General features: G+C 32.0%; 25 protein-coding genes. 2 read left to right on the top strand and 23 right to left on the bottom strand.

Annotated elements, in window-relative coordinates; translation table 11 throughout:
• Positions 1-22: 22 nt before the first annotated feature.
• Positions 23-1,384, top strand: a complete 1,362-nt coding sequence (gene radA, locus WH52_RS04075; protein ID WP_086029653.1) for a DNA repair protein RadA — start codon at positions 23-25, stop codon at positions 1,382-1,384.
• Between the two features lie 19 nt (positions 1,385-1,403).
• Here radA and WH52_RS04080 read toward each other — a convergent pair whose 3' ends face one another.
• The 12 genes from WH52_RS04080 to WH52_RS04135 all read right to left on the bottom strand — a co-directional run bounded on the left by WH52_RS04080 (position 1,404) and on the right by WH52_RS04135 (position 11,124).
• A complete protein-coding gene (locus WH52_RS04080) occupies positions 1,404-2,168 on the bottom strand; it encodes an alpha/beta fold hydrolase family protein (protein WP_143592045.1) in 765 nt (254 codons plus the stop codon).
• Positions 2,169-2,452: 284 nt separating this feature from the next.
• Entirely contained in the window at positions 2,453-3,547 is a 1,095-nt protein-coding gene (locus WH52_RS04085) for a protein kinase domain-containing protein (protein WP_086029655.1), read from the bottom strand.
• Between the two features lie 134 nt (positions 3,548-3,681).
• The gene (locus tag WH52_RS04090; RefSeq protein WP_086029656.1) at positions 3,682-4,491 is read right to left on the bottom strand and encodes a hypothetical protein; all 810 of its coding nucleotides are present in this window, start codon (positions 4,489-4,491) and stop codon (positions 3,682-3,684) included.
• Between the two features lie 75 nt (positions 4,492-4,566).
• Positions 4,567-5,535, bottom strand: a complete 969-nt coding sequence (gene arsM, locus WH52_RS04095) for an arsenosugar biosynthesis arsenite methyltransferase ArsM (RefSeq protein ID WP_086029657.1) — start codon at positions 5,533-5,535, stop codon at positions 4,567-4,569.
• Between the two features lie 84 nt (positions 5,536-5,619).
• Positions 5,620-6,438, bottom strand: a complete 819-nt coding sequence (locus WH52_RS04100; RefSeq protein ID WP_086029658.1) for a purine-nucleoside phosphorylase — start codon at positions 6,436-6,438, stop codon at positions 5,620-5,622.
• Positions 6,439-6,516: 78 nt separating this feature from the next.
• Positions 6,517-7,119 carry a TIGR04282 family arsenosugar biosynthesis glycosyltransferase gene (locus tag WH52_RS04105; RefSeq protein ID WP_086029659.1) on the bottom strand — a complete coding sequence of 201 codons (603 nt, stop codon included), beginning with the start codon at positions 7,117-7,119 and terminating at the stop codon, positions 6,517-6,519.
• The gene (locus WH52_RS04110) at positions 7,112-7,603 is read right to left on the bottom strand and encodes a rhodanese-like domain-containing protein (RefSeq protein ID WP_086029660.1); all 492 of its coding nucleotides are present in this window, start codon (positions 7,601-7,603) and stop codon (positions 7,112-7,114) included. Before WH52_RS04110 ends, WH52_RS04105 begins: the two co-directional genes overlap by 8 nt.
• Positions 7,604-7,606: 3 nt before the next feature.
• Complete coding sequence (arsS, locus tag WH52_RS04115; protein ID WP_086029661.1) at positions 7,607-8,662, bottom strand: arsenosugar biosynthesis radical SAM (seleno)protein ArsS; 1,056 nt, start codon at positions 8,660-8,662, stop codon at positions 7,607-7,609.
• Between the two features lie 6 nt (positions 8,663-8,668).
• A complete protein-coding gene (locus tag WH52_RS14950) occupies positions 8,669-8,917 on the bottom strand; it encodes a hypothetical protein (RefSeq protein WP_198938371.1) in 249 nt (82 codons plus the stop codon).
• Positions 8,918-8,991: 74 nt separating this feature from the next.
• Positions 8,992-9,327, bottom strand: a complete 336-nt coding sequence (locus WH52_RS04125; RefSeq protein WP_086029663.1) for an arsenosugar biosynthesis-associated peroxidase-like protein — start codon at positions 9,325-9,327, stop codon at positions 8,992-8,994.
• A 59-nt stretch (positions 9,328-9,386) separates the two neighbouring features.
• Positions 9,387-10,094, bottom strand: coding sequence for a DUF547 domain-containing protein (locus WH52_RS04130; protein ID WP_086029664.1), 708 nt, complete (start codon positions 10,092-10,094; stop codon positions 9,387-9,389).
• A 70-nt stretch (positions 10,095-10,164) separates the two neighbouring features.
• Positions 10,165-11,124 (bottom strand): endonuclease/exonuclease/phosphatase family protein, encoded by a 960-nt coding sequence (locus WH52_RS04135; RefSeq protein ID WP_086029665.1) that lies wholly within the window; start codon positions 11,122-11,124, stop codon positions 10,165-10,167.
• Between the two features lie 437 nt (positions 11,125-11,561).
• On the opposite strand from WH52_RS04135, the gene WH52_RS04140 reads away from it, so the two are divergent.
• Positions 11,562-11,744 (top strand): hypothetical protein, encoded by a 183-nt coding sequence (locus WH52_RS04140; protein WP_086029666.1) that lies wholly within the window; start codon positions 11,562-11,564, stop codon positions 11,742-11,744.
• 2 nt (positions 11,745-11,746) lie between these two features.
• On the opposite strand, the gene WH52_RS04145 is transcribed toward WH52_RS04140, so the two are convergent.
• The 11 genes from WH52_RS04145 to porW all read right to left on the bottom strand — a co-directional run bounded on the left by WH52_RS04145 (position 11,747) and on the right by porW (position 20,656).
• Positions 11,747-12,055: a hypothetical protein gene (locus tag WH52_RS04145; protein WP_086029667.1), complete on the bottom strand. Its 309-nt coding sequence runs from the start codon at positions 12,053-12,055 to the stop codon at positions 11,747-11,749.
• A gap of 144 nt (positions 12,056-12,199) precedes the next feature.
• Entirely contained in the window at positions 12,200-13,060 is an 861-nt protein-coding gene (gene atpG / locus WH52_RS04150) for an ATP synthase F1 subunit gamma (protein ID WP_086029668.1), read from the bottom strand.
• Between the two features lie 66 nt (positions 13,061-13,126).
• On the bottom strand, positions 13,127-14,707 hold the full coding sequence (gene atpA / locus WH52_RS04155) for a F0F1 ATP synthase subunit alpha (protein WP_086029669.1): 1,581 nt from the start codon (positions 14,705-14,707) through the stop codon (positions 13,127-13,129).
• A 21-nt stretch (positions 14,708-14,728) separates the two neighbouring features.
• Positions 14,729-15,286, bottom strand: a complete 558-nt coding sequence (atpH, locus tag WH52_RS04160; protein WP_086029670.1) for an ATP synthase F1 subunit delta — start codon at positions 15,284-15,286, stop codon at positions 14,729-14,731.
• A 7-nt stretch (positions 15,287-15,293) separates the two neighbouring features.
• Positions 15,294-15,794: a F0F1 ATP synthase subunit B gene (locus WH52_RS04165; protein WP_086029671.1), complete on the bottom strand. Its 501-nt coding sequence runs from the start codon at positions 15,792-15,794 to the stop codon at positions 15,294-15,296.
• Positions 15,795-15,899: 105 nt separating this feature from the next.
• On the bottom strand, positions 15,900-16,088 hold the full coding sequence (gene atpE, locus WH52_RS04170) for an ATP synthase F0 subunit C (protein ID WP_004569351.1): 189 nt from the start codon (positions 16,086-16,088) through the stop codon (positions 15,900-15,902).
• Between the two features lie 40 nt (positions 16,089-16,128).
• Positions 16,129-17,259, bottom strand: a complete 1,131-nt coding sequence (gene atpB / locus WH52_RS04175) for a F0F1 ATP synthase subunit A (protein WP_086029672.1) — start codon at positions 17,257-17,259, stop codon at positions 16,129-16,131.
• A gap of 127 nt (positions 17,260-17,386) precedes the next feature.
• Complete coding sequence (locus tag WH52_RS04180) at positions 17,387-17,776, bottom strand: DUF6168 family protein (protein ID WP_086029673.1); 390 nt, start codon at positions 17,774-17,776, stop codon at positions 17,387-17,389.
• A complete protein-coding gene (locus tag WH52_RS04185; protein WP_086029674.1) occupies positions 17,769-17,999 on the bottom strand; it encodes an AtpZ/AtpI family protein in 231 nt (76 codons plus the stop codon). The genes WH52_RS04180 and WH52_RS04185 overlap by 8 nt, the downstream gene beginning before the upstream one ends.
• The gene (locus WH52_RS04190; protein ID WP_086029675.1) at positions 17,968-18,381 is read right to left on the bottom strand and encodes a bactofilin family protein; all 414 of its coding nucleotides are present in this window, start codon (positions 18,379-18,381) and stop codon (positions 17,968-17,970) included. The genes WH52_RS04185 and WH52_RS04190 overlap by 32 nt, the downstream gene beginning before the upstream one ends.
• Before the next feature lie 25 nt (positions 18,382-18,406).
• Entirely contained in the window at positions 18,407-20,656 is a 2,250-nt protein-coding gene (gene porW / locus WH52_RS04195; protein ID WP_086029676.1) for a type IX secretion system periplasmic lipoprotein PorW/SprE, read from the bottom strand.
• Between the last annotated feature and the right edge of the window lie 17 nt (positions 20,657-20,673).

The following is a 20,673-nucleotide window of genomic DNA, read 5'->3' on the forward strand; positions in this document are numbered from 1 at the left end:
ATTCTGAAATGACCTTATTAAAATGGCTAAAACCAAAACAACTTTTTTCTGTCAAAACTGTGGAACCCAACATGCAAAATGGACTGGACAATGCTATGCATGCAAAGAATGGAATACGATTGTTGAAGAAGTTGTTCAAAAGGAAGAAAAAAGAAGTTGGAAATCATCTACAGATACTCAGAAAAGAGTTACTAAACCTTTGCGAGTAGAAGATATCCAGTTAAATCCAGAAGAACGTTTTGGAACTAAAAACCAAGAATTAGATACGGTTTTAGGCGGTGGATTGGTAAAAGGTGCTGTTGTTTTATTGGGTGGAGAACCTGGAATAGGGAAATCTACCTTATTATTGCAAATAGCTTTACAAATTCCACAGAAGGTGTTGTATGTTTCTGGGGAAGAAAGTCAATCACAAATAAAAATGCGTGCAGAACGATTGGATATGAAAAATTCTAATTGTTTAATTCTTACGGAAACCAACACTCAACAGATTTTTAAAAATATTGAAGAAGTTCAGCCAGATGTATTGGTAATCGATTCTATTCAAACCTTGCATACCAATTCTATTGAAGCATCACCAGGAAGTATTTCTCAAATACGCGAAACTTCTGCTGAATTGATAAAATTTGCCAAAGAAACTGCGACTCCCGTATTATTAATTGGGCATATTAATAAAGAAGGACATATTGCAGGACCAAAGATTTTAGAGCATATGGTAGATGTGGTATTACAATTTGAAGGTGACAGAAACCATACTTACCGAATTTTACGTTCACAAAAAAACCGTTTTGGGTCTACTGCAGAATTAGGGATTTATGAAATGCTTTCAGATGGATTAAGAGAAGTATCAAACCCATCGGAAATATTAATCTCTAAAAAAGATGCTGATTTAAGCGGAACTGCAATTGCTTCAACCTTAGAAGGAATTCGCCCTTTAATGATAGAAATACAAGCTTTGGTTTCTACTGCGGTTTACGGAACCCCACAACGTACAACTACGGGTTATAATCTAAAGCGTTTACATATGATCTTAGCGGTTTTAGAAAAACGTGCTGGATTCAAATTAGGAGCAAAAGACGTGTTTTTAAATATCACAGGTGGAATTCAAGTAGATGATCCTGCAATAGATTTAGCGGTAGTTGCAGCTATTTTATCATCCAATCAAGATTTGGCGATTAACCCAGATGTATGTTTTGCTGCAGAAGTTGGGTTAGCTGGTGAGATCCGTCCTGTATCTAAAATAGATCAACGAATTACTGAAGCTGAAAAATTAGGTTATAAAACTTTTGTAACTTCTAAGTATAATAAAATCACAAGCAAAAATCATTCTATAAAACTGATTTTGGTTAGTAAAATAGAAGAGGCTTTTGCTACGTTGTTTGCTTAAGATTAAGCAACAGTAGTTTTTATTCTGTCATCCATTTTATTAAATCTTTTTCGTTTACGATTGCCCAAGAATGTGGATGCCTTTCTCCGTTTGCACGATAACCTCTATTTTTTGTTTCAATAAGTTCAATGTTTTTACTTCCGAACTCAGTTTTTAATTTATCTGATAACTTTTTAAGATAATAGGCATTTAGGTCTTCATAATTGTTTTTTCTGTTCTCTTGCCACCATTTTAAATCAGGTTCTGTGTAAAGTCTAATTTTTAGATTTTTAAGGTTCCTTAAATTTTGGATGTTTTGTGTTTCAAGAGTGAAAGGTGAATTATTTTCATATTTAGCTATTCCGTCTTTCGGGTTTCCAAATTCTTTGTCAAAAAAGCTTTTTATCCAAGTTGCCTCTTGAATAGAAGGCTGTGAAAAATTTAGTTTTAAATTTTTTTGAGCCGTTTTATAAAGTGCTAAAAGGTCAATAGGTGAATCCACCACAAATACTCCTTTGGATTGAATTTTGCTTTTATTCTGAACAAGATAATCACTGATTAAAAGACTAACATTCCCACCACTTGAAAAGCCACCAATAAACACATTTTCTTTGGGTAGATTATTTTCGAGAACTATTTTTTCTAACTGCTCAACCAATTCTTGTTTTTCTATTTGTGTTAAGAATAAACGCTGGTTTAAATTCATTGCCAAAACTGAAAAACCATTTTCTATGCTTATATCCGAAATTTTAAATTCAGATAATGTGTTTTTGGCATCACAAGGAAAGCAAGGAAATAAAATCAATAAACCTTTTTGTTTTTTAGCCTTGATTAACTCGTATTCAGAAGTTATTATACTTTCTGATATTGGTTTTTCAGTGAAATCACTTTTCTTGTTTTGTCCTTTACAGGAAACTAAAATTAAAACTAAAATTATGATAAGTGTTCGCATTTCTCAAATTGTAGTTAACGATTAGTATATGAAAAGCAGGCGGTTGCGAATGACTAAACATTCGGTTAATCACAAAGTTTGACACGAGCCAAAAGCCTTGAATTTATTAATGTTTCGCCTATTTTTTATATACATTGTTAGCTGCTGGTGCTATTTTCAAATTGTTTCCTAAATTTTTCCCACCTTCCAAATAAGTATGGCCAATCTGTTTCTAAATTAGTATAAGTGGAAGATTGTTGGTCAAAGTAATTAATGAGATAATCCAACTGAAAATGACTTTCTTCACTAATGTCTTTGAGTTGTTTTAATAAAAATTCTATAACTTCATTAAGATTCGGTCTGTCAGAAGGATTTATAGAAAGCATTTTTTTTATGAATTCGAATGAATCTGTGTCAATGTTTATTCCTGTCGGTAACCTTATTTGACAACCTTCCTTAACCCATTTCTGCCAAGGAGCAACTCTTGTCCATTTTTTGCTGTTTTCTCCTTTAGGTGTTGGATAAAAATCACTAAGTTTAATACCGACAGGATGAAATCCGTCTGTAATTAATTCAAAGAATATAACACCTAAAGCAAAAATGTCTGATGCCTGAGATAATTCACATTTACCCCATTGCTCAGGTGACATATAAGGTCGTTCTCCATCATATACTTTGTAATCAATGAAAGCGTTTGCAAGTCCAAAGTCCGCAACAATTGCAAAATCATATATGTCTAAATCAGGTAGTCCAACAAAATTATTTTTTATATTCTGAATGAAAATGTTTGAAGGTTTTAAGTCCTGATGCGCGACCAAACCTTTACTGTAACAATGTCTTAAACCAATACAAGTATAAACCATAATTGAAAGTTTTGTTACTTGACTTGATTGGCCTGTTCTAATTATGTTTCCTAAATCGTTCCCCCAATATCTGAAAGAAGCAATTGGAACATTATATGCAGAGTCAAAGTCATATGCCCAATGGACAAATTTGTTATGGTAGAATGATAATTGAAGTTTTAATTCCCTTACAAAACGGTTTGCGATTTCTGCATCAGAAACATTTCTTAGTGGTTTGGGCACTTTGATGCAGGTATAACGTGGATGGGTGTTTACCCCTTGGTCAATCAGATATATGTCTCCGCACATACCACCAGTAAGAAAAGAACACGTTCCCTTACTATGAAAAGATTCTAAATAGAGTTCTTTTTGTCTGTCGTCTAATTGATAAAAATTAAAGTCTTCGTTCATTATTTAGATAACAATTGTCCGTTGGTTTGTGGATCGTTATACTTGCAGCTAACTAGTTATATCTAATAAAATATATTGTTTTTAGGTTAAATATTTCTTGATAATAAAACATTTACCTTGTTTTATCTGCTTAGTTATTTGTTCTTAGGAAGCCCCAAAATATAATATCCTTGTTTTTTCCCTTTTACATTTTTAGCGTGGTCAATCTTCCATGTATAAGAATCGTTTTGTAAGTCTTTTAGTAAATAGTTTTCTATATCCTTAAATGTGTACATTCTAACTAAAGACGCTTGTCCGTCCCAAGCATATACTAACGGAATTATCGGAATTAAATAAGTAAATAGTACTTGCTTAAATGTTAGGTTTTTTACAAAAGGAGTCATAAAAAGTACCATTACTACCATAATTACGATTGAAATAGGCAATAGCAACCACCAAAGGAGGATAGGGATGTTATTTTCTCCCATTTCATAAATCAATAAAGGTTGTTTGTTCTCTTGTGCTGTTTTTAAAATATTTTTTGCGCTTTCTGGCGGCATATGATGAAAACTGTTCATCATTGTTTTTAATCCTTCGGGAGCATTTTTAAAATCAGTTGCATTTAACGATTCATGTTGGTAGCGAACGTTTTTAATGTTTAAACTGTTAATATTGTTTACAACTGAGGCATTCGGATATAAATCGGTAAGTAATAAGTTAACTGGCGTATTACTGTTTTTATTTATTTCTTCAATTACATCAATCATCACTCCACCAGAACCAGAACCTAAATCAACAATTTGTTTAAAATCATGTTGCATTTTAATATCGTGGATAAGAGCAGCAACAACATCTTTAGTCTTTAACATTTTAAGAAGTAGTGCCAATAAATTAGTAATACTACTTCTAATAAAAGATGGAAGCCAATTAAAATCTTCAAACTCAAAAAGCTGTATACGTTTCATAAAACAATAATTTTGACTTAAAGATAAAGAAAAACCCTTGCTAGAGGCAAGGGTTTCAATTCTTTTAAATGAAATTTAACAGCATCCGCCACCATCGTAATGGTAGGTAGATTCTGAAAAATAAATATCGTCTCTACCTAAAGCTTTTAATGCTGCTGCTGTTTTATCGCAAATAGCTAAAGGCTGGTTTTTTAATAAAGTATGTCCTGCTCCATCATCAAAGTAATCTTCGTCACCAAAATAAATAGCAGCTTTTCCTGTAAAAACACAAGGTCCATCTTCTGGCATTGGATCTTTAATTGCTGCAACTTCAATAGACTCAATATAAATCAATTCATCTGTAGGATAATTCTTCGGATCTAAAATTCTATAAGGTTTTCTTGCTCTAATTTCAATCGTTCCAAAACCAGCATCAGTAAGCATTTTTACATATTCAGCAATTGGTAAACTTCCGCTTAAACACAAAGCACGTAAACGTTCATCGTTACGTAATGTTTCGTTCATTGGTTGTTCACAAGTAGGGTCACTCATTACCAAACGTCCGTGTGGTTTTAAAACACGATACATTTCAGCAATCGCTTTCTTTAAATCGTCTGTTTTAAAGATGTTGAACAAACAGTTTTGTGCTGCCACATCTACCGAATTATCTTCAACAGGTAAATTTAAAGCATCTCCTTTACGTAAGTCTACAAACTCACTTTTAAACCAGTCGTTTTCCTCCTCGGCAATTTTAAAGTTTTTACGAGAAGCTTCTAACATTTCATCCACAACATCCAATCCAATTACACCTCCTTTATTTCTATTGAAGTAAGCAAATTGTAATAACTCCATTCCACCACCAACACCAACATATAACATTTTTGGATTGTTGGTTAAATCACGTGCATGTACTGTAGAACCACATCCGTAGTTCATTTCTTGCATAATTCTTGGAATTTTTAATCCTGGTAATTCCCATATTGGATTGGTAGTACAACACAAACCAACATCTGGAGTTAAGGCTGCTTCTTTATATACATCTTTTGTAGTTTCTAAATAACTCATATTTTTTGAGATAAGAGAGACGAGAAACAAGAAGTAAGACAGTTTTATAGTTTATCTTGATTCTTGAATCTAAAAGTCTTGATTCTATAATTGTTCTATTAATTCTTTAAATAATGTTATCATTTTCGGTTCTGCTTTTCCTGCAACTTCAATAATTTCCTGAATATTCACAGGTTGTAAGTTTTTAGGATCACATTCATCTGTTAAAACTGAAACTGCAACACATGATAACTGTAAATGTTTTGCAACAATAACCTCAGGCACAGTACTCATACCAACAGCATCAACCTCTAAAATTTGAAGCATTCTGTATTCTGCTCTCGTTTCTAATTGAGGCCCTACAACACTTGCATACACACCTTCTTTTAAATCTATGTCGTTAGCTTTTGCAATAGCTTTCATTTTGGTATTCAATTCTTTTGAATATGGCTCTAGCATATCGGCAAATAAATCACCCATTTCACCAGCTCTTTTAAAAGCTAAAGGTGAACTTCCTTGAAGGTTTAAATGATCATCAATAAGCATTAAATGACCTTTTTTGAAATTTAAGTTCACTGCTCCTGCTGCGTTAGAAATCAACAAGATTTTAATCCCTAAAGCGTGCATGCTTCTTATTCCATAGGTAACTTCCCATAGATTATAACCTTCATATACATGAAAGCGACCCGACATTACCAAAACTTTTTTCCCCGAAAGTGTACCGTAAATCAATTTTCCTGAATGGAATTCTACAGTTGCTTGTGGAAAATGTGGAATTTCTGAATATGGAATTTCATGTTCAATATCAATTTCATTTACAAGTTTTCCTAAACCTGTTCCTAATACAATTCCAACTTCTGGATTTGAAATTCCTTTATCTTGAAGAAACGTTGTTGTTTCTTGTAACTGTTGTTTTTTTAGCATTTTACTATTTCGTTTGTCATTGCGAGGAACGAAGCAATCTTTTATCATAAGATTCCTTCATTTCATTCGGAATGACGATTATTTTAAAAATTGTTCGAATACAGGATTGTCTTTGATATCGTCAAAAACATCTACATCATTTAAGGTTTCCAACAAATGTACAGAAACGTTTTGTAAATCATTTAATGTGTCTTGTCGTACAGTTGATGTTCCCCATTCTTTGTTTTGAAAAACTGCTGGATGCATAACTTTCATTCCTAATAGATAATATCCACCATCTTCGGCAGGTCCTATTACCACATCATTTGAATTGAGTTTTTCAAAAGCTTCGTTGATATGTTTTTCTTCTAAATCGAATAAATCGCTACCAACAATTAATATCTTTTCATAATTATTATCAAAACCGTTTTGAAAAGCATTGTGCATTCGAACACCTAAATCTTCACCAAACTGCGGGTACTTTTGATATATTGAAGCATCCCAAATATCATTCTCTCTAACTTTTACCGAATAGTAAACTGCTTTATCACAAGCTATTTTTTGCGTAACTTCTTTGGTGTGATTTAATAAGAATTTATAAATGTTTAACGCAGCTTCGTCTCCAACTGTTTTTGCTAAACGTGTTTTTACTTTTCCTAATTCTGGATTTCTGGTAAAAATCAATAATAAGTTTTTACTCATATATCTTTTCTCCTTTATGTAGCCACTTGCTCCATTCTTTATTGAAAGCGTGGACTTTTTCTGTAGGTTTATTTTGATTGTTAACTACTGTGTTATTTTGGTTTTTCCACTCGAAAATCCCACCGTATAGATTAAATACATTCGTGTATCCTGCTTTTTGAAGTTGTTCAGCAATATCTTCAGAACGGATTCCTAATGAGCAGTATACAACTATTTTGCTGTTTTTGTCTTTTGGAAGTTTTTGTAATGTTTTTTTTAAACTGAAAAAATCATAACCAACACAAATAGCATTTTTAAGGTGACTAACCTCGAACTCTTTAAGTTCTCTAGCGTCTAATAAAATTGTATTGCTGTCTTTTTGTAAATCAGACACAGTAATATAAGGAACACTTTCTGTATTGTATTTTTTCAATAGCTGTTTTAAATTCTTTTGAGAAAAAGAACTCACAGAGATTAAACAAAGAAAGAATACAATATTTTTCATGTTTTACGCTACAGTTCCTTGACAACTACTTCCTGCTCCTGCAGTACAACCATAACAATGTTGATTGATAATAATATTTCTGTTTTGTAATAACTCTTCATTATACTCCGAAATATGTTTTGCTTTACTATCAACTTTTAGGTTTAGCATTTGGTTGAAATCGCAATCGTACAAATAACCATCCCAACTTATTGATAAGGTATTGGTGCACATTACATTTTCTACAGCCATCGGATTATATGCTTCTACCAACGCGTACATATAATCTTCGTAATTTTCAGAAGCTATTAAATAATCTAAAAATCGGCTTATGGGTAAATTGGTAATTGCAAATAAACTGTTGAATGAAATTTCAAAATCTTCGTTTAAAGCTTTTTTGAAATCACTCTCTAAAGCAGCCTGATCTCCTGGTAAAAATGCACCAGATGGATTGTATACTAAATCTAATTGTAAGCCAGTTCCGTTAACTCCATAACCAACTTCATTTAGCATTTGTAATGCTTTGATTGATTTATCGAAAACTCCATCACCACGTTGTTTGTCAGTTTTACCACGAGTCCAATGAGGCATCGAAGAAACAACGTGTACATTATGTTTTTTGAAGAACTCAGGTAAGTCGTAATACTTTTTATTAGCTCTAATAATTGTTAGATTAGAACGAACAATAAAGTCTTTAATTCCTGCTTTTGAAGCTTCTTCTACAAACCAACGAAAATTAGGATTCATTTCTGGAGCTCCACCAGTTAAATCTAAGGTATGCGCTCCTGTTTTTCGAATTACGTCTAAACATTGTTCCATGGTTTCTATGGTCATAATCTCTTTTCGATCTGGACCCGCATCTACATGACAATGCGCACAAACTTGGTTACACATGTAACCAACGTTTATTTGTAGTATTTCGAGTTTTTTAGGTTTTAGAGGAAACTGATTGGTTTCTCTAATTTTTTTGGCAAACGTAGGTAGTTCACCATCAGCAAAAATTCCATTCGATAAAATTTCTAACTGACGCTGTGTATTTGCTAAATCATTATTTCGTGCTAAAAGCGATTTCTTCATAATAAGTTTTTATGCGTCGTTATTAGCATAATCTATTAATGTTTCTATTACTTTATCTGAATCAAAACTTTCACTCTCTTTTATTTCATCCATAAAATCATTAAAGAAATCAAAGTCGAAAAGATTGTGAAATTTAGTGTTGTTTTCTTCGATAATTAACCTTCCTTCAGAATGTTCAATTTCAAAAAAAGCAAGCTCAGAATTTATATGAATTTCATTTTCCATATAAATCTCAATACATTCAGAATCTACATTCAAAGAGTTACTTTTTAAAAAAGAATTAAAATGGACATTACTATTGAATATAGTTAACTAAATTTATTAGTTTCATTCTACATCTCCAATTTATTCACTTTGTTCATCATTTGAACTCCGTGTACTAAAGTAGCTCCACTTTTAATGGCTGCTCCTACATGAATAGCTTCCATCATTTCTTCTTTAGTAATTCCGCGCTGTAAACCGTCTTTTGTATACGCGTCTATACAATATGGACATTGTTCTGTATGTGCTACAGCTAATGCAATTAAGCTTTTTTCGCGAGCTGTTAAGGCTCCTTCTTCAAAAACTTTTCCATAATAGTCAAAGAACTTGTTTCCAAGTTCTTCGCTCCATTCTGTTATTTTACCGAACTTACGTAAATCGGCTGGGTCATAGTATGTTTTAGACATGTGTTTAATTTTCTGATGAAAAGTAAAAATACAAATTGTTTTAAGAATTGGTATTTAGATTACTTTCCGTTTAAACTCCAATCGTATTCTAAGTGTTTAATCTTTGCTTTCTTACTAATCTTTGTATTAGCATACTTGTTTATGTAATCAATTAAAGATCCTTTTTTAGTAAAATCCCCTTTGAACCATTCGAATATTTTAGATAATTGAATTTTGTCTTCTGAGATCTTGTTACGCTTAGGATCGTTGATAAACTTCTTCATTAAAGCTTTGGTCTTAGCGTTATAGTTTGCTTCTGTAAAAGCATAATTTGGTAATTGAGGACAAGAACCCGAAGCGCAGTTTACTGCTACGTGAATTTTAGGGTCGCTATATTTTTTACGTAAAATTTCGTGTTCTATTTGATTTAAAGTATAGATTTTACCTCCAACTTTAGCAAAAGGAATCTCCCAAGCATTTTTACCCTTCTTTTTAATTTTCATAATACTTTTAAGTGGGTAATTATCTAAAATCAATTTGATCGTATATGCGTTATAAGCATTAGCCCAAAATGCTTTTGCTTTTGCTGCTGACCAAGATTTTTGAGGTTTCGTTGCTGCTAAATAATCTAAGTAAGATTGAAGTTTTGCTTCATCTTTTTTAAACTCTTTATAGTTTACATTTCCACTAGCACTTACGTGTTTTTTTAATAGTGCATTATATTCTTTTGTTTGTGCAAAAACACTTGCAATTAAAAATAAGCTAACTAATACTAATATTTTACGCATGATTTTCTGTTTAATCTGTGAGTTTAGACGTGAACATGCATTATACATTACAAAGAGTGTTCCGAAAAAGTTAAGATTTTGAACCTAACGTTACAAACACTGGTAAATGATCTGAAAACCCTCCTTGATACCAAGGACCTATATAGGTTCTAAATGGCGTTCCTTTCAACTTTCCTTTGTGTACTTTTAACCAATCTTTATTAAAAATTTTGGCTTCACAAAACGATAAACTTGTTTCGCCTTCTAAAAAGGTTCTTGATAATATAATTTGATCAAACAAATTCCATTGTCCTCTAAAAGATAACGTTCCTTTTCCTTTCTTATGTAAGTTTTCCATAGGATTAAAAAGATCTGCCTTCATTAAATGTTCTTTGATACTTTCACTTGAAGGATCATCATTAAAATCTCCCATAATAATTATATTTGGATATGGAGTTTCTTTTTTAATGTTTTCAATTACTTCATGAACCAAATTTGCTGAAGCGATTCTTTTATGCTTTGTTTCCTCTTCTCCATCTCTCCTAGAAGGCCAATGATTTACAAAAACATATACTAATTCATTTTTAAGCATTCCTTTTACAACTAACAGATCTCTTGTGTAGTCTATAATTCCTTCGTCATCTTCAAAATGAATCGCATGTTTATCTGAACTAATGGGTATAAATAAATCTTTCTTATATAATAAAGCCGTATCTATCCCTCTTTCATCTGAAGAATCATAATGAATATAACCGTAATTATATTTTAGTAAATTTTTATGCTGAGTTAAGTCTTTTAAAACCTGTTTGTTTTCTACTTCTACTAAACCTATGATTGCTGGAGCATGAGTTGAATAGTTTTTACCCAATTTAGGTAACACTGAAGATATCTTTCTTAGCTTATGATTATATCTTTTCTTATCCCATTTTTTTCGACTATCAGGAGTAAAATCGTCATCTGCTGTATGTGGATTATTAATTGTATCGAATAAATTTTCTACATTATAAAATGCAATTGTATAAGTATTTTTTCTTTTGAATTTTCGCGTCATATGCTCTTGTTTTCTATTTCGAAAATACAAAAATATATATCGACAAAACATTATGATAAAGCTTCAAATTGATAACTTGATGTTAAAAACTCATAAATACTTTCTTTTTGATAAACCTCTATAAGAGTAGTAATGAAAAAGTTTAAGTAATTTCTTCTTTTCAAAGAAGATTACTCAATATTACCCTAGTGTAAATAAGTTTAATTTTTAACTATTGGCAACTATTAAACTATGATTCTATAACTCTTCTCATAATTGTAAACCATTGATTTTGAGGTATTTTTACAGCATTAAAATTAAACTATAAGAAGATATATAAAAACTTAAAACAAGATTTACACTTCTACAAAATGCCTTTACGTTTGGTACAGAAGTAAAAATAGGAAAGAATAAAAAAGCCTTTAAGATAAACTTAAAGGCTTTTGTTTTATTAGTAATTGAAAGTAAACGAACCGCTTGTAATTATTTTCGCTTTTAATTTATCATTAGAATCGCATTTTTCTAATTTTCCAGAAAAATTTCCGGAAAGAGTAGTATCATCATTCTTAGAAACTATAAGTGTTAAGTTACTTGTTGCATTACAAGAAGAACTTCCTACAGTTACTCCTCCATACGTATAAGTTTAACCATTATCTGTATATGTAAATACTCCTAGTGTATTATTTCCTACTGCTCCTTTTTCTAATAAAAACGTGATTACTTTTGCTGTTGAACTATTAATTGTTGCCGTTAATTGAACAACTTCATTAGTCCCAAAAGGGTTTTGTGCATTTTTATTTACAACTATAGTGTTAAATACTTCTTCTTTTCCATCAATAACAACTTTAAGTTCATTCTTATTTCCTGAGCTTACATCATCATCATTTCCTGAACAAGAAACAAGAGATAAAGTACTAACTAGTAAGAATAGATTGAATAATAATTTTTTCATAGTTTTTTGTTTAAAAATTGATTTCGAAAATACCAAATCTATTAAAAAACAAAAGCCAAAACTTTATTAAGTTTTGGCTTTTTTATATTATAGAAATATGTTTATTCTAATTATTTAAAGCTATGTTTTAACATTTGGCTACGCCTAATTGTTAAGTGCTTCTGCTCCACCAACAATTTCTAAGATTTCTCCAGTAATTGCAGCTTGACGTGCTTTGTTATAAGTTAACTTTAATTCGTCACGTAATTCCTTAGCATTATCAGTTGCTTTGTGCATTGCAGTCATACGAGCTCCGTGTTCGGCAGCAAATGAATCACGAACAGCTTTATATAATTGCGTTTTTAACGATTTTGGAATTAACTCTAAAACGATTTCTTCTTTCGATGGTTCGAAAATGTAATCTAAGTTTACATTAGCGACACTCTCTACAGGTTTAATTGGTAAAAATTGCTCTACTTGTGGTATTTGAGTAGCAGCATTTTTAAATCTGTTGTAGATAACTTCTATTTTATCGTAAGAACCGTCAACATATAAATCCATTAATTTTTCAGCAACTCTAGCAACATTATCAAAAGTTAATTCATCAAAAATATTACTTCTATTTTCGATTACAGTATAATCTTTAGATAAGATATCGTTACCTTTTTTACCGATAGTTAATAATTCAACAGTAGCATTATTGTATTTTTCGTTGATTGTATTAACTGTCTTTTTAACAATAGACGAGTTAAAACCACCACACAAACCTCTGTTAGAAGTTACAACTACTAATAACACTTTGTTTACTTCTCTTTGTGTAGAATATACTCCACCAGCATCACTATCTAAAGTAGCGCTTAAGCTTTGTAATAATTCTGTAAGCTTAGATGAATACGGACGCATTGCTGTAATAGCATCTTGAGCTTTTTTCAACTTAGCAGCCGATACCATTTTCATGGCAGAGGTAATCTGCATTGTTGATCCAATTGAAGTAATTCTGTTACGTATTTCTTTTAAGTTTGCCATCTAATTTGAACTTAAAATTATAAAGCTTCCCGCATTTTACTGCGGGAAATTGATTTTATTTATTAATTAAGCTGAATATTTAGCTGAGATCTCTTTAGCAGCATCTTCTAATACAGCTACAGCTTCATCAGTTAATTTTCCTGCTTTTAAAGTATCTAAAGTATCTCTATGCTTTGCATTTAAGTACTCGATATAACTAGCTTCGAATTCTTTTACCTTGTTTACAGGTACATCTTTTAATAAGTTCTTAGAACCTGCATAGATAATTGCAACCTGATCTTCAACTGTAAAAGGATCTCCTTGATTTTGCTTTAAGATCTCTACGTTACGCTTACCTTTTTCGATTACGTTCATTGTAGCAGCATCTAAATCAGAACCAAACTTAGCAAATGCTTCTAATTCACGGTACTGAGCTTGATCTAACTTTAATGTACCAGATACTTTCTTCATTGACTTAATCTGAGCTGAACCTCCTACACGAGATACAGAAATACCTACGTTAATTGCAGGACGTACACCTGAATTAAATAAATCAGACTCTAAGAAAATCTGTCCATCAGTAATCGAAATTACGTTTGTTGGGATATATGCAGAAACGTCTCCAGCTTGAGTTTCAATAATTGGTAATGCAGTTAAAGATCCTCCACCTTTTACCATACCTTTTAATGACTCTGGTAAATCGTTCATTTCAGCAGCAATAGCATCGTCATTAATAACTTTTGCAGCACGCTCTAATAATCTTGAGTGTAAGTAGAAAACGTCTCCAGGATACGCCTCACGTCCTGGTGGACGACGTAATAATAAAGATACCTCACGGTAAGCAACTGCTTGTTTAGATAAATCATCATAAACAATTAAAGCTGGTCTACCAGTATCACGGAAATATTCTCCGATTGCAGCTCCTGCGAATGGAGCATATACCTGCATTGGTGCAGGGTCAGATGCGTTAGCAGCTACGATAGTGGTATATGCTAAAGCTCCTTTTTCTTCTAACATGTTTGCGATTGCAGCAACTGTAGAACCTTTTTGACCTACAGCAACGTAAATACAGTAAACTGGCTCACCTGCATCGAAAAACTCTTTTTGATTTAAGATAGTATCAATAGCAACTGTTGATTTACCTGTTTGACGGTCTCCAATGATTAACTCACGTTGTCCACGTCCAATAGGAATCATTGCATCTACAGACTTAACACCTGTTTGCATTGGCTCAGTTACTGGCTCACGGTAGATTACCCCAGGAGCTTTACGCTCTAATGGCATTTCATAAGTTTCTCCTGCGATTGGTCCTTTACCATCGATTGGGTTACCTAATGTATCTACTACACGTCCAACAATTCCTTCTCCTACTTTTAAAGAAGCAATTCTTTCTGTACGTTTAACTGTAGATCCTTCTTTAATACCTGTTGATGCTCCTAATAATACAACCCCAACGTTATCTTCTTCTAGGTTTAATACGATTCCTTCTAAACCGTTACCAAAATCTACTAATTCACCGTACTGAACGTTTGATAAACCGTACACACGAGCAATACCATCACCCACTTGTAATACAGTTCCAACTTCGTTTAACGTAGCTTTCGCTTCGAAATTTGTTAATTGTTCCTTTAAAATTGCTGATACTTCAGCTGGTTTAATTGCTGCCATCTTAAATCTTTTGATGTATAATTAAATTTTTGGAATATAATGACTATTGTCAAATTCTCTTCTTAATTCATTAAATTGGTTAGAGATACTTGCATCGTACTGCACATCTCCTACACGTAAAATAAACCCTCCTAAGATTTCAGGATTTACTATATTCTCAATATTAGCTTTGTTTCCAGTTATTTCTTCAACTTTAGCTAATACTTTCGCTTCTAATTCTTTTGTCAAAGGTACTGCTGTTGTAACCTTTGCAACTTGCATGCTCTTATAATAATCGTAAATAACAGAGTATTGCTTTGCAATAGGCTCTAACATTAACATACGTTTGTTTTCTTCTAATAAGTTAAACAAACCTTTAATTACATTATTTACTTTATCGCCAAAAAGTGCTGTTAAAACTTTACGCTTATCTGCAGCTTTTATTACAGGGCTTTTAAGCATTGAATCTAAATCGCTACTTCCAGCAATTGTCTCAACGATTAACTTCATGTTATCGTTAACTTCTGTTTCTTTACCTGCTTCTTTAGCTAGGTTTAAGATTGCTTTTGCGTAACGTAATGCTGGTCTTGCTCCTTTCATTGAATGATTAGTTTAAAGTAACTTCTTCTAACATTCCTTCAACAAGCTTTAATTGATCATCTTGTGAAGCTAATTCTTTCTTAACAACTGTTTCTGCAATACCGATTGATAAATCAGCTACTTTTTTCTTTAATTCAGCTACAGCTGCTTGTTGCTCTTGTTTAATTGTTGCTTTAGCATTTTCAATCATAATAGCTGCTTGCTCTTGAGCTTCTTCTTTAGCCTCTGCAACAATATTATCCTTGATCTCACGAGCTTCTTTTAACATAGCGTCTCTTTCAGCTCTTGCTTCTTTTAACAATCTATCATTATCAGCTTGTAAGTTTTGCATTTCTTTCTTTGCTTCTTCAGCAGCATCTAATGCATTTTGAATTCCTTCTTCACGCTCTGTTAAAGAAGCCATGATAGGTTTCCAAGCAAACTTTGCTAATAAAAATAATAAGATAAGAAGGATTACCATTTGCATGATAAACAATCCTGGAGAAAAATCATTTAATAACTGATCCATTATATATTGAATTTATTCTTTTAAATTTTGTTTTGTTTAATTTGAAAACATTTCCTGCAACCAACCGTTACAGGAAAATGTTTTACTTTTTTGTTTCTTGGGAGATTATTTTCCTAAGATTAAAGCACCGAATGCTAATCCTTCTAATAATGCTCCGATGATGATCATCGCAGTTTGGATTTTACCAGCAGCCTCAGGTTGACGAGCAATTCCTTCCATTGCTTTTCCACCGATTTGACCTAATCCGATTCCTCCACCGATTACGATTAATCCTGCTCCAATTAAATTGTACATACTAATTGATTTATATAATTAAACAAATTCTTATTCTAAATTAATGTGCATGATCGTGTTCATGCTCTTCTACTGCCATACCAATAAATAAGGCAGATAACATTGTAAAGATAAACGCTTGTAAAAACGCCACTAATATTTCAATTACCGAAATAAACAATGTCAATAATAATGAAATACCTGTAGAAGCTACTGCACCAAACTGAGCTTTTAAAGTAATCATTAAAGCAATTAAGCTCATTACCACGAAGTGACCTGCTGTAATGTTTGCAAATAAACGCACTAATAATGAGAAAGGCTTAATTAAAATAAAACCTACCAATTCGATAACTGCTAATATTGGTCTTAATATTTTAGGAACCCCAGGCATCCATAATGTATGTGCCCAGAAATCTTTTGTTCCACTTGTAATGTACACTACTAATGTAAACAATGCTAAACAAACTGTTACAGCAATTTGACCTGTTACGTTAAACCCTAACGGAGTTAACCCCATTAAGTTTAAGATCCAGATAAAGAAGAATACCGTTAATAAATATGGCATAAACTTCTTATATTTCTTTTCACCAATGTTTGGTCTTGCAATTTCATCTCTTACGTATAATACTAAAGGTTCTAAAACGCGACCTACTCCTGTTGGGATAGCTCCTTTTTTGTAACTTTTAGCTAAAGAACCAAAACCTAAGAACATTAATAAACCTGCTAACAACATTCCGAACACAGACTTAGTAACAGAAAAATCTAATACTTTGTGAGCATTTGTAGCGTGGTGAGTTTCATCAAAAGCAACCGTTGTAGCTCCTTCGTTTAATTCGTAAATTTTACTGTGAATCTTTACTAACTTAACATCCCCTTTGTCTACGATTACAGTTCCGTCATCATTATGATGGAAAGCTGAAGACATAAAAGTCTTTAACCCTTTACTAGTCCACACTATAACCGGCAACGGAAAACCAACATGTTTACGTTCACCAGCATCGTTTGTATATGAATACAAAGCGAAGTCGTGCGAATCTGCTAAGTGATGTTTAATATAAGCGTTAATTTGTTCTGGTGTTTTTACTTGCTCTCCTTTATCTGAAGAACCACCACCTCCTGCAAATGCAGTGAACGAAGAAAATACTATTGCTAGTACTGTTAAAAACTTGATAGAATTTTTTGCTATCATCATACCTTTACTAAATATAGATTTATGCTCTCTAAATTTCCGTGCAAAGGTAAACAATTAATTAAAACTACAAACCCTTTTTTTATCTTAGTTTTTTTAAGATGTTTTTTTTAGGTTTTTTGTTTTAATTTTAACCAAACTGTTTGTTATTCAACAGTTTTGAAACCGCAATTGCTTCAATAATTAAAAATAAGAAAAGTGGAATTACTAATGAGATTCTTTCGGGTTTTGTAAGTTGCTCATTTGCAAAGACAGATGCTTGAAAAATAAGTACAAAAAAACCTATTTTTAAAAAGATAGAAGCTAAGTATGCATACCCAGCTTGATTAGGCAAGTAACTAGCTACCAACTCTACAATAGTATATACAATTATTGCTGCTATTACATGAAAGCCATATACACTAAGTAATGAAAATGAAAGATAGGTTTCGTTCTTCATTAAGAACATATCGTGAGAAAAATAACTTACTGCAAACAATACTAAGATTGACACAATAAATAATATAATACGTTTAATCATTATCTTTAGAAAGTTTTGTTACTTGAACAATGACCGAAAGCATTGCTGCAAAAACGGCTACAAGTGTACAAATTTTTGTGTAAAGTTGATCGTTATTTGGATATTTTTGATCTAACCATTCACCTAGTAAGCTTCCTAGATAAATGGTTAAACCCATTTGAAGTGCAATTCCAGAAAAACGGATGTATTTATTAAGCGGTTTTTTCTTTTCGCTTTCCTTCATCTTTCTTTAATTCTTTTACCGCTCCTTTCATAGCACATGTAGCATTAAAAGTTGCTCCAGGTTCTACCGACAATTTACCAATAACAACATCTCCATTAATTGTTGCAGTAGACTTAACTGTTAATGTGTTAGACACCATTAACTCGCCAGAAAACTTCCCTTCTACATCTGCATTAGCGCATTCTACTTTTCCTTGAATAAAACCAGCATCACCAACTATAACTCTACCATCGGTTTTAATAGTACCTTCTAAAGTACCGTCTATTCTGAAATCTCCTTCAGAAATAATATCACCAGATATTTTGGTATTCTTTCCTATAAGATTTCTTTCCATAACTTTATTTTCTCCTGATTTTGATTTTTTACTTTCTTTACTAAACATGGTTTGGGGAATTTTTAAAAGAAGGTTATTTCTTGTTTTTTTCTAATCGCTTTATAATTTCTTGTGCTTTCTTACCTTCAACAGTATTCGCATAACTTAATGCTACAAAGTCTAAGGCTTTTTTATACGTGTCTTTATCTTGATATTTACCTATAGCTAAAGCTTTTAGGAGTGCAAATTTAGGAATTAAATTCGAATCTGCACCGCTTAAACTATATTTATCTATCTCATTAACAACCTCTTGAAACTTATTTTCTTTATATAAATAATAGAATTCTTTATACTTTAAATAGTCTTCGTCTTCTTTTTTAGACTCATCTATTTTCTTTTTAGGGTTTAAGATGATTTGTGCAAAAGTACTTTTTGGGTACTTTGTTACAATAATGTTCTTACTATAATCACTTTTATTTTTATCATTTTCTCTTTCATATAGTTGATATAAATGATAGTTAATTGGCAACTCTAATTTATTATCTGTTTTTTCTTTAGATAAACGCTCAAGATTTGCAATAGCTCTTTCGTTATTTTTAAACTGTTCTTTATAGATTAATCCTAATTGATACAATGCCTCGTTTTTTTCTTCAACCAAAGCATCTATTTCTTTTTTCTCGGTTGGAATTGCATCTAAATATGTAGCTAACTGATATTTCTTATTTACTTTTTCAGTAGAAGCTTCTACTTCCTCTTCATTTTGATCTTGACTGTTTGTAGATTTATCCGAAATTCTCCAATTATCTTCTAACTTTCTAGTTCCCCAAACTTTTTCAAATTCAGCTTTACCAAAACCAATAGATTGGGTGTTATAAAAATACCATTTCCCTCTGTTTGACGCATTGAATGATGAACCACCTCCAAACGAACTTCCGAAGTTCTGTGTATTTAATGCTAACTGACGAAGTTCTTCGTCTTCTTTTTTGATTTTCTCAATGTATTTTTCAAAAAATGCACCCCTCTCATCTTTGGTCATAGCAACTAAACCTAATACACTATCATTATATGTTACCGTATCTTCATACTTCTTTAGAGTTGCTAATCCTTTACTCTTTCTTTTTATTCTACGGATTCTTTTAAGATTTGTATATTCTTTAGGCACTACTTGCAAAACACTATCGTAGTACGAACCAGCATCAATATAATCTGCTTTGTTAAAAGCTATATTTCCTAAACGTTCAAAAGCAAATGTTTTTTGATAATCGGTATTGTTTTTAGCAGCTAATGATTTTTTGTAATATCCTACCGCATCATCGATACTATCACGAGCTTCTTCTAAAACTCCTGCTTGATAATACAAAGCATTTAAAAACTTTCTATTATCTGTGTTTTTTATCAATTTCTTAAGTCTATATAAAACTACCAACGAAGCTGTATCGTTTTCTACATTTTTTGCCAATTCTACATTAGCACGAATACGATATTTATAGGGTGCTTTCTTATAGTCTGCTAGCTTTTTAAACACCATAGCAGCAGAATCTTTTCTATTTAATTCACTATACACCTGACCAAGAATAAACATGTTTCTTGCTGCTTGTTCTTTATCGGTAAATGTTTCGGTAGATTTTGCTAAGTGCTCAATTACCTTCTGAATTGTATCTGTCTTTTCATACGCCATTGCTAAGGCTGTATGCGCTTTTTCTCGTTGTAAATCGGTAAGTGTTTTTTCGTTCTTGTCAAGCTCTAACAATAACTTCATAGACTCGATAGCTAATTTTTCGTTATCTAATCGAACATTTGTCTTTGCTCTCCAGATTTTAGTGTCGTAAATTAAATTTGCTTTAGGATAATTAGCTATTATATAATTGAAAGATTCAATAGCAGGAATAAAGCGCTGTGTGTAATATCTTGATTTTCCTAATAACAAATACGCATCATCTATTTGACGGTTTTTCTCATAACCTTTAATATTCATTGAATGCTTTTGAATAGCTTTTACTGCTTTTTCTTCAGCTTTATCGAATTTTGTAAGGTTTCTGTTTTCATCTTCCTCTTCAGCAGTGCTTAAATCAAAACCAGAACCTGGTTGAAGTGCTGGCGCTACTATTTTTCTATCATCAAAAGTTATGGGTTCTATTTGTAATCGCTCCCAATAATTATCTTGATGTTTATTTCTTACCTCTTCTAACCCCTTAAGAAAAGCTTGCTCACCATTAAACAACACATTGTATTTGGTGGTAAGTGCATGAAAATTTCTGTTTAAAAAAGCATCTTTCTTTACACTACACGAGTAGGCAATTATAGAAATTATAGTAAGAACTACGATTTTAGGTAATTGTTTCATAAAAAATACGCTTTTAC

It is taken from the genome of Tenacibaculum holothuriorum, from assembly GCF_002120225.1.
GTDB classification, from domain to species: Bacteria; Bacteroidota; Bacteroidia; order Flavobacteriales; family Flavobacteriaceae; genus Polaribacter; species Polaribacter holothuriorum.

Excerpts from the sequence above, each read along its gene's own strand:
- radA (WP_086029653.1), top strand. The coding sequence starts at position 23 with ATGGCTAAAACCAAAACAACTTTTTTCTGTCAAAACTGTGGAACCCAA.
- WH52_RS04085 (WP_086029655.1), bottom strand. The coding sequence starts at position 3,547 with ATGAACGAAGACTTTAATTTTTATCAATTAGACGACAGACAAAAAGAA.
- WH52_RS04090 (WP_086029656.1), bottom strand. The coding sequence starts at position 4,491 with ATGAAACGTATACAGCTTTTTGAGTTTGAAGATTTTAATTGGCTTCCA.
- arsM (WP_086029657.1), bottom strand. The coding sequence starts at position 5,535 with ATGAGTTATTTAGAAACTACAAAAGATGTATATAAAGAAGCAGCCTTA.
- WH52_RS04100 (WP_086029658.1), bottom strand. The coding sequence starts at position 6,438 with ATGCTAAAAAAACAACAGTTACAAGAAACAACAACGTTTCTTCAAGAT.
- WH52_RS04105 (WP_086029659.1), bottom strand. The coding sequence starts at position 7,119 with ATGAGTAAAAACTTATTATTGATTTTTACCAGAAATCCAGAATTAGGA.
- WH52_RS04110 (WP_086029660.1), bottom strand. The coding sequence starts at position 7,603 with ATGAAAAATATTGTATTCTTTCTTTGTTTAATCTCTGTGAGTTCTTTT.
- WH52_RS04125 (WP_086029663.1), bottom strand. The coding sequence starts at position 9,327 with ATGTCTAAAACATACTATGACCCAGCCGATTTACGTAAGTTCGGTAAA.
- WH52_RS04130 (WP_086029664.1), bottom strand. The coding sequence starts at position 10,094 with ATGCGTAAAATATTAGTATTAGTTAGCTTATTTTTAATTGCAAGTGTT.
- WH52_RS04135 (WP_086029665.1), bottom strand. The coding sequence starts at position 11,124 with ATGACGCGAAAATTCAAAAGAAAAAATACTTATACAATTGCATTTTAT.
- WH52_RS04145 (WP_086029667.1), bottom strand. The coding sequence starts at position 12,055 with ATGAAAAAATTATTATTCAATCTATTCTTACTAGTTAGTACTTTATCT.
- atpG (WP_086029668.1), bottom strand. The coding sequence starts at position 13,060 with ATGGCAAACTTAAAAGAAATACGTAACAGAATTACTTCAATTGGATCA.
- atpA (WP_086029669.1), bottom strand. The coding sequence starts at position 14,707 with ATGGCAGCAATTAAACCAGCTGAAGTATCAGCAATTTTAAAGGAACAA.
- atpH (WP_086029670.1), bottom strand. The coding sequence starts at position 15,286 with ATGAAAGGAGCAAGACCAGCATTACGTTACGCAAAAGCAATCTTAAAC.
- WH52_RS04165 (WP_086029671.1), bottom strand. The coding sequence starts at position 15,794 with ATGGATCAGTTATTAAATGATTTTTCTCCAGGATTGTTTATCATGCAA.
- atpE (WP_004569351.1), bottom strand. The coding sequence starts at position 16,088 with ATGTACAATTTAATTGGAGCAGGATTAATCGTAATCGGTGGAGGAATC.
- atpB (WP_086029672.1), bottom strand. The coding sequence starts at position 17,259 with ATGATGATAGCAAAAAATTCTATCAAGTTTTTAACAGTACTAGCAATA.
- WH52_RS04180 (WP_086029673.1), bottom strand. The coding sequence starts at position 17,776 with ATGATTAAACGTATTATATTATTTATTGTGTCAATCTTAGTATTGTTT.
- WH52_RS04185 (WP_086029674.1), bottom strand. The coding sequence starts at position 17,999 with ATGAAGGAAAGCGAAAAGAAAAAACCGCTTAATAAATACATCCGTTTT.
- WH52_RS04190 (WP_086029675.1), bottom strand. The coding sequence starts at position 18,381 with ATGTTTAGTAAAGAAAGTAAAAAATCAAAATCAGGAGAAAATAAAGTT.
- porW (WP_086029676.1), bottom strand. The coding sequence starts at position 20,656 with ATGAAACAATTACCTAAAATCGTAGTTCTTACTATAATTTCTATAATT.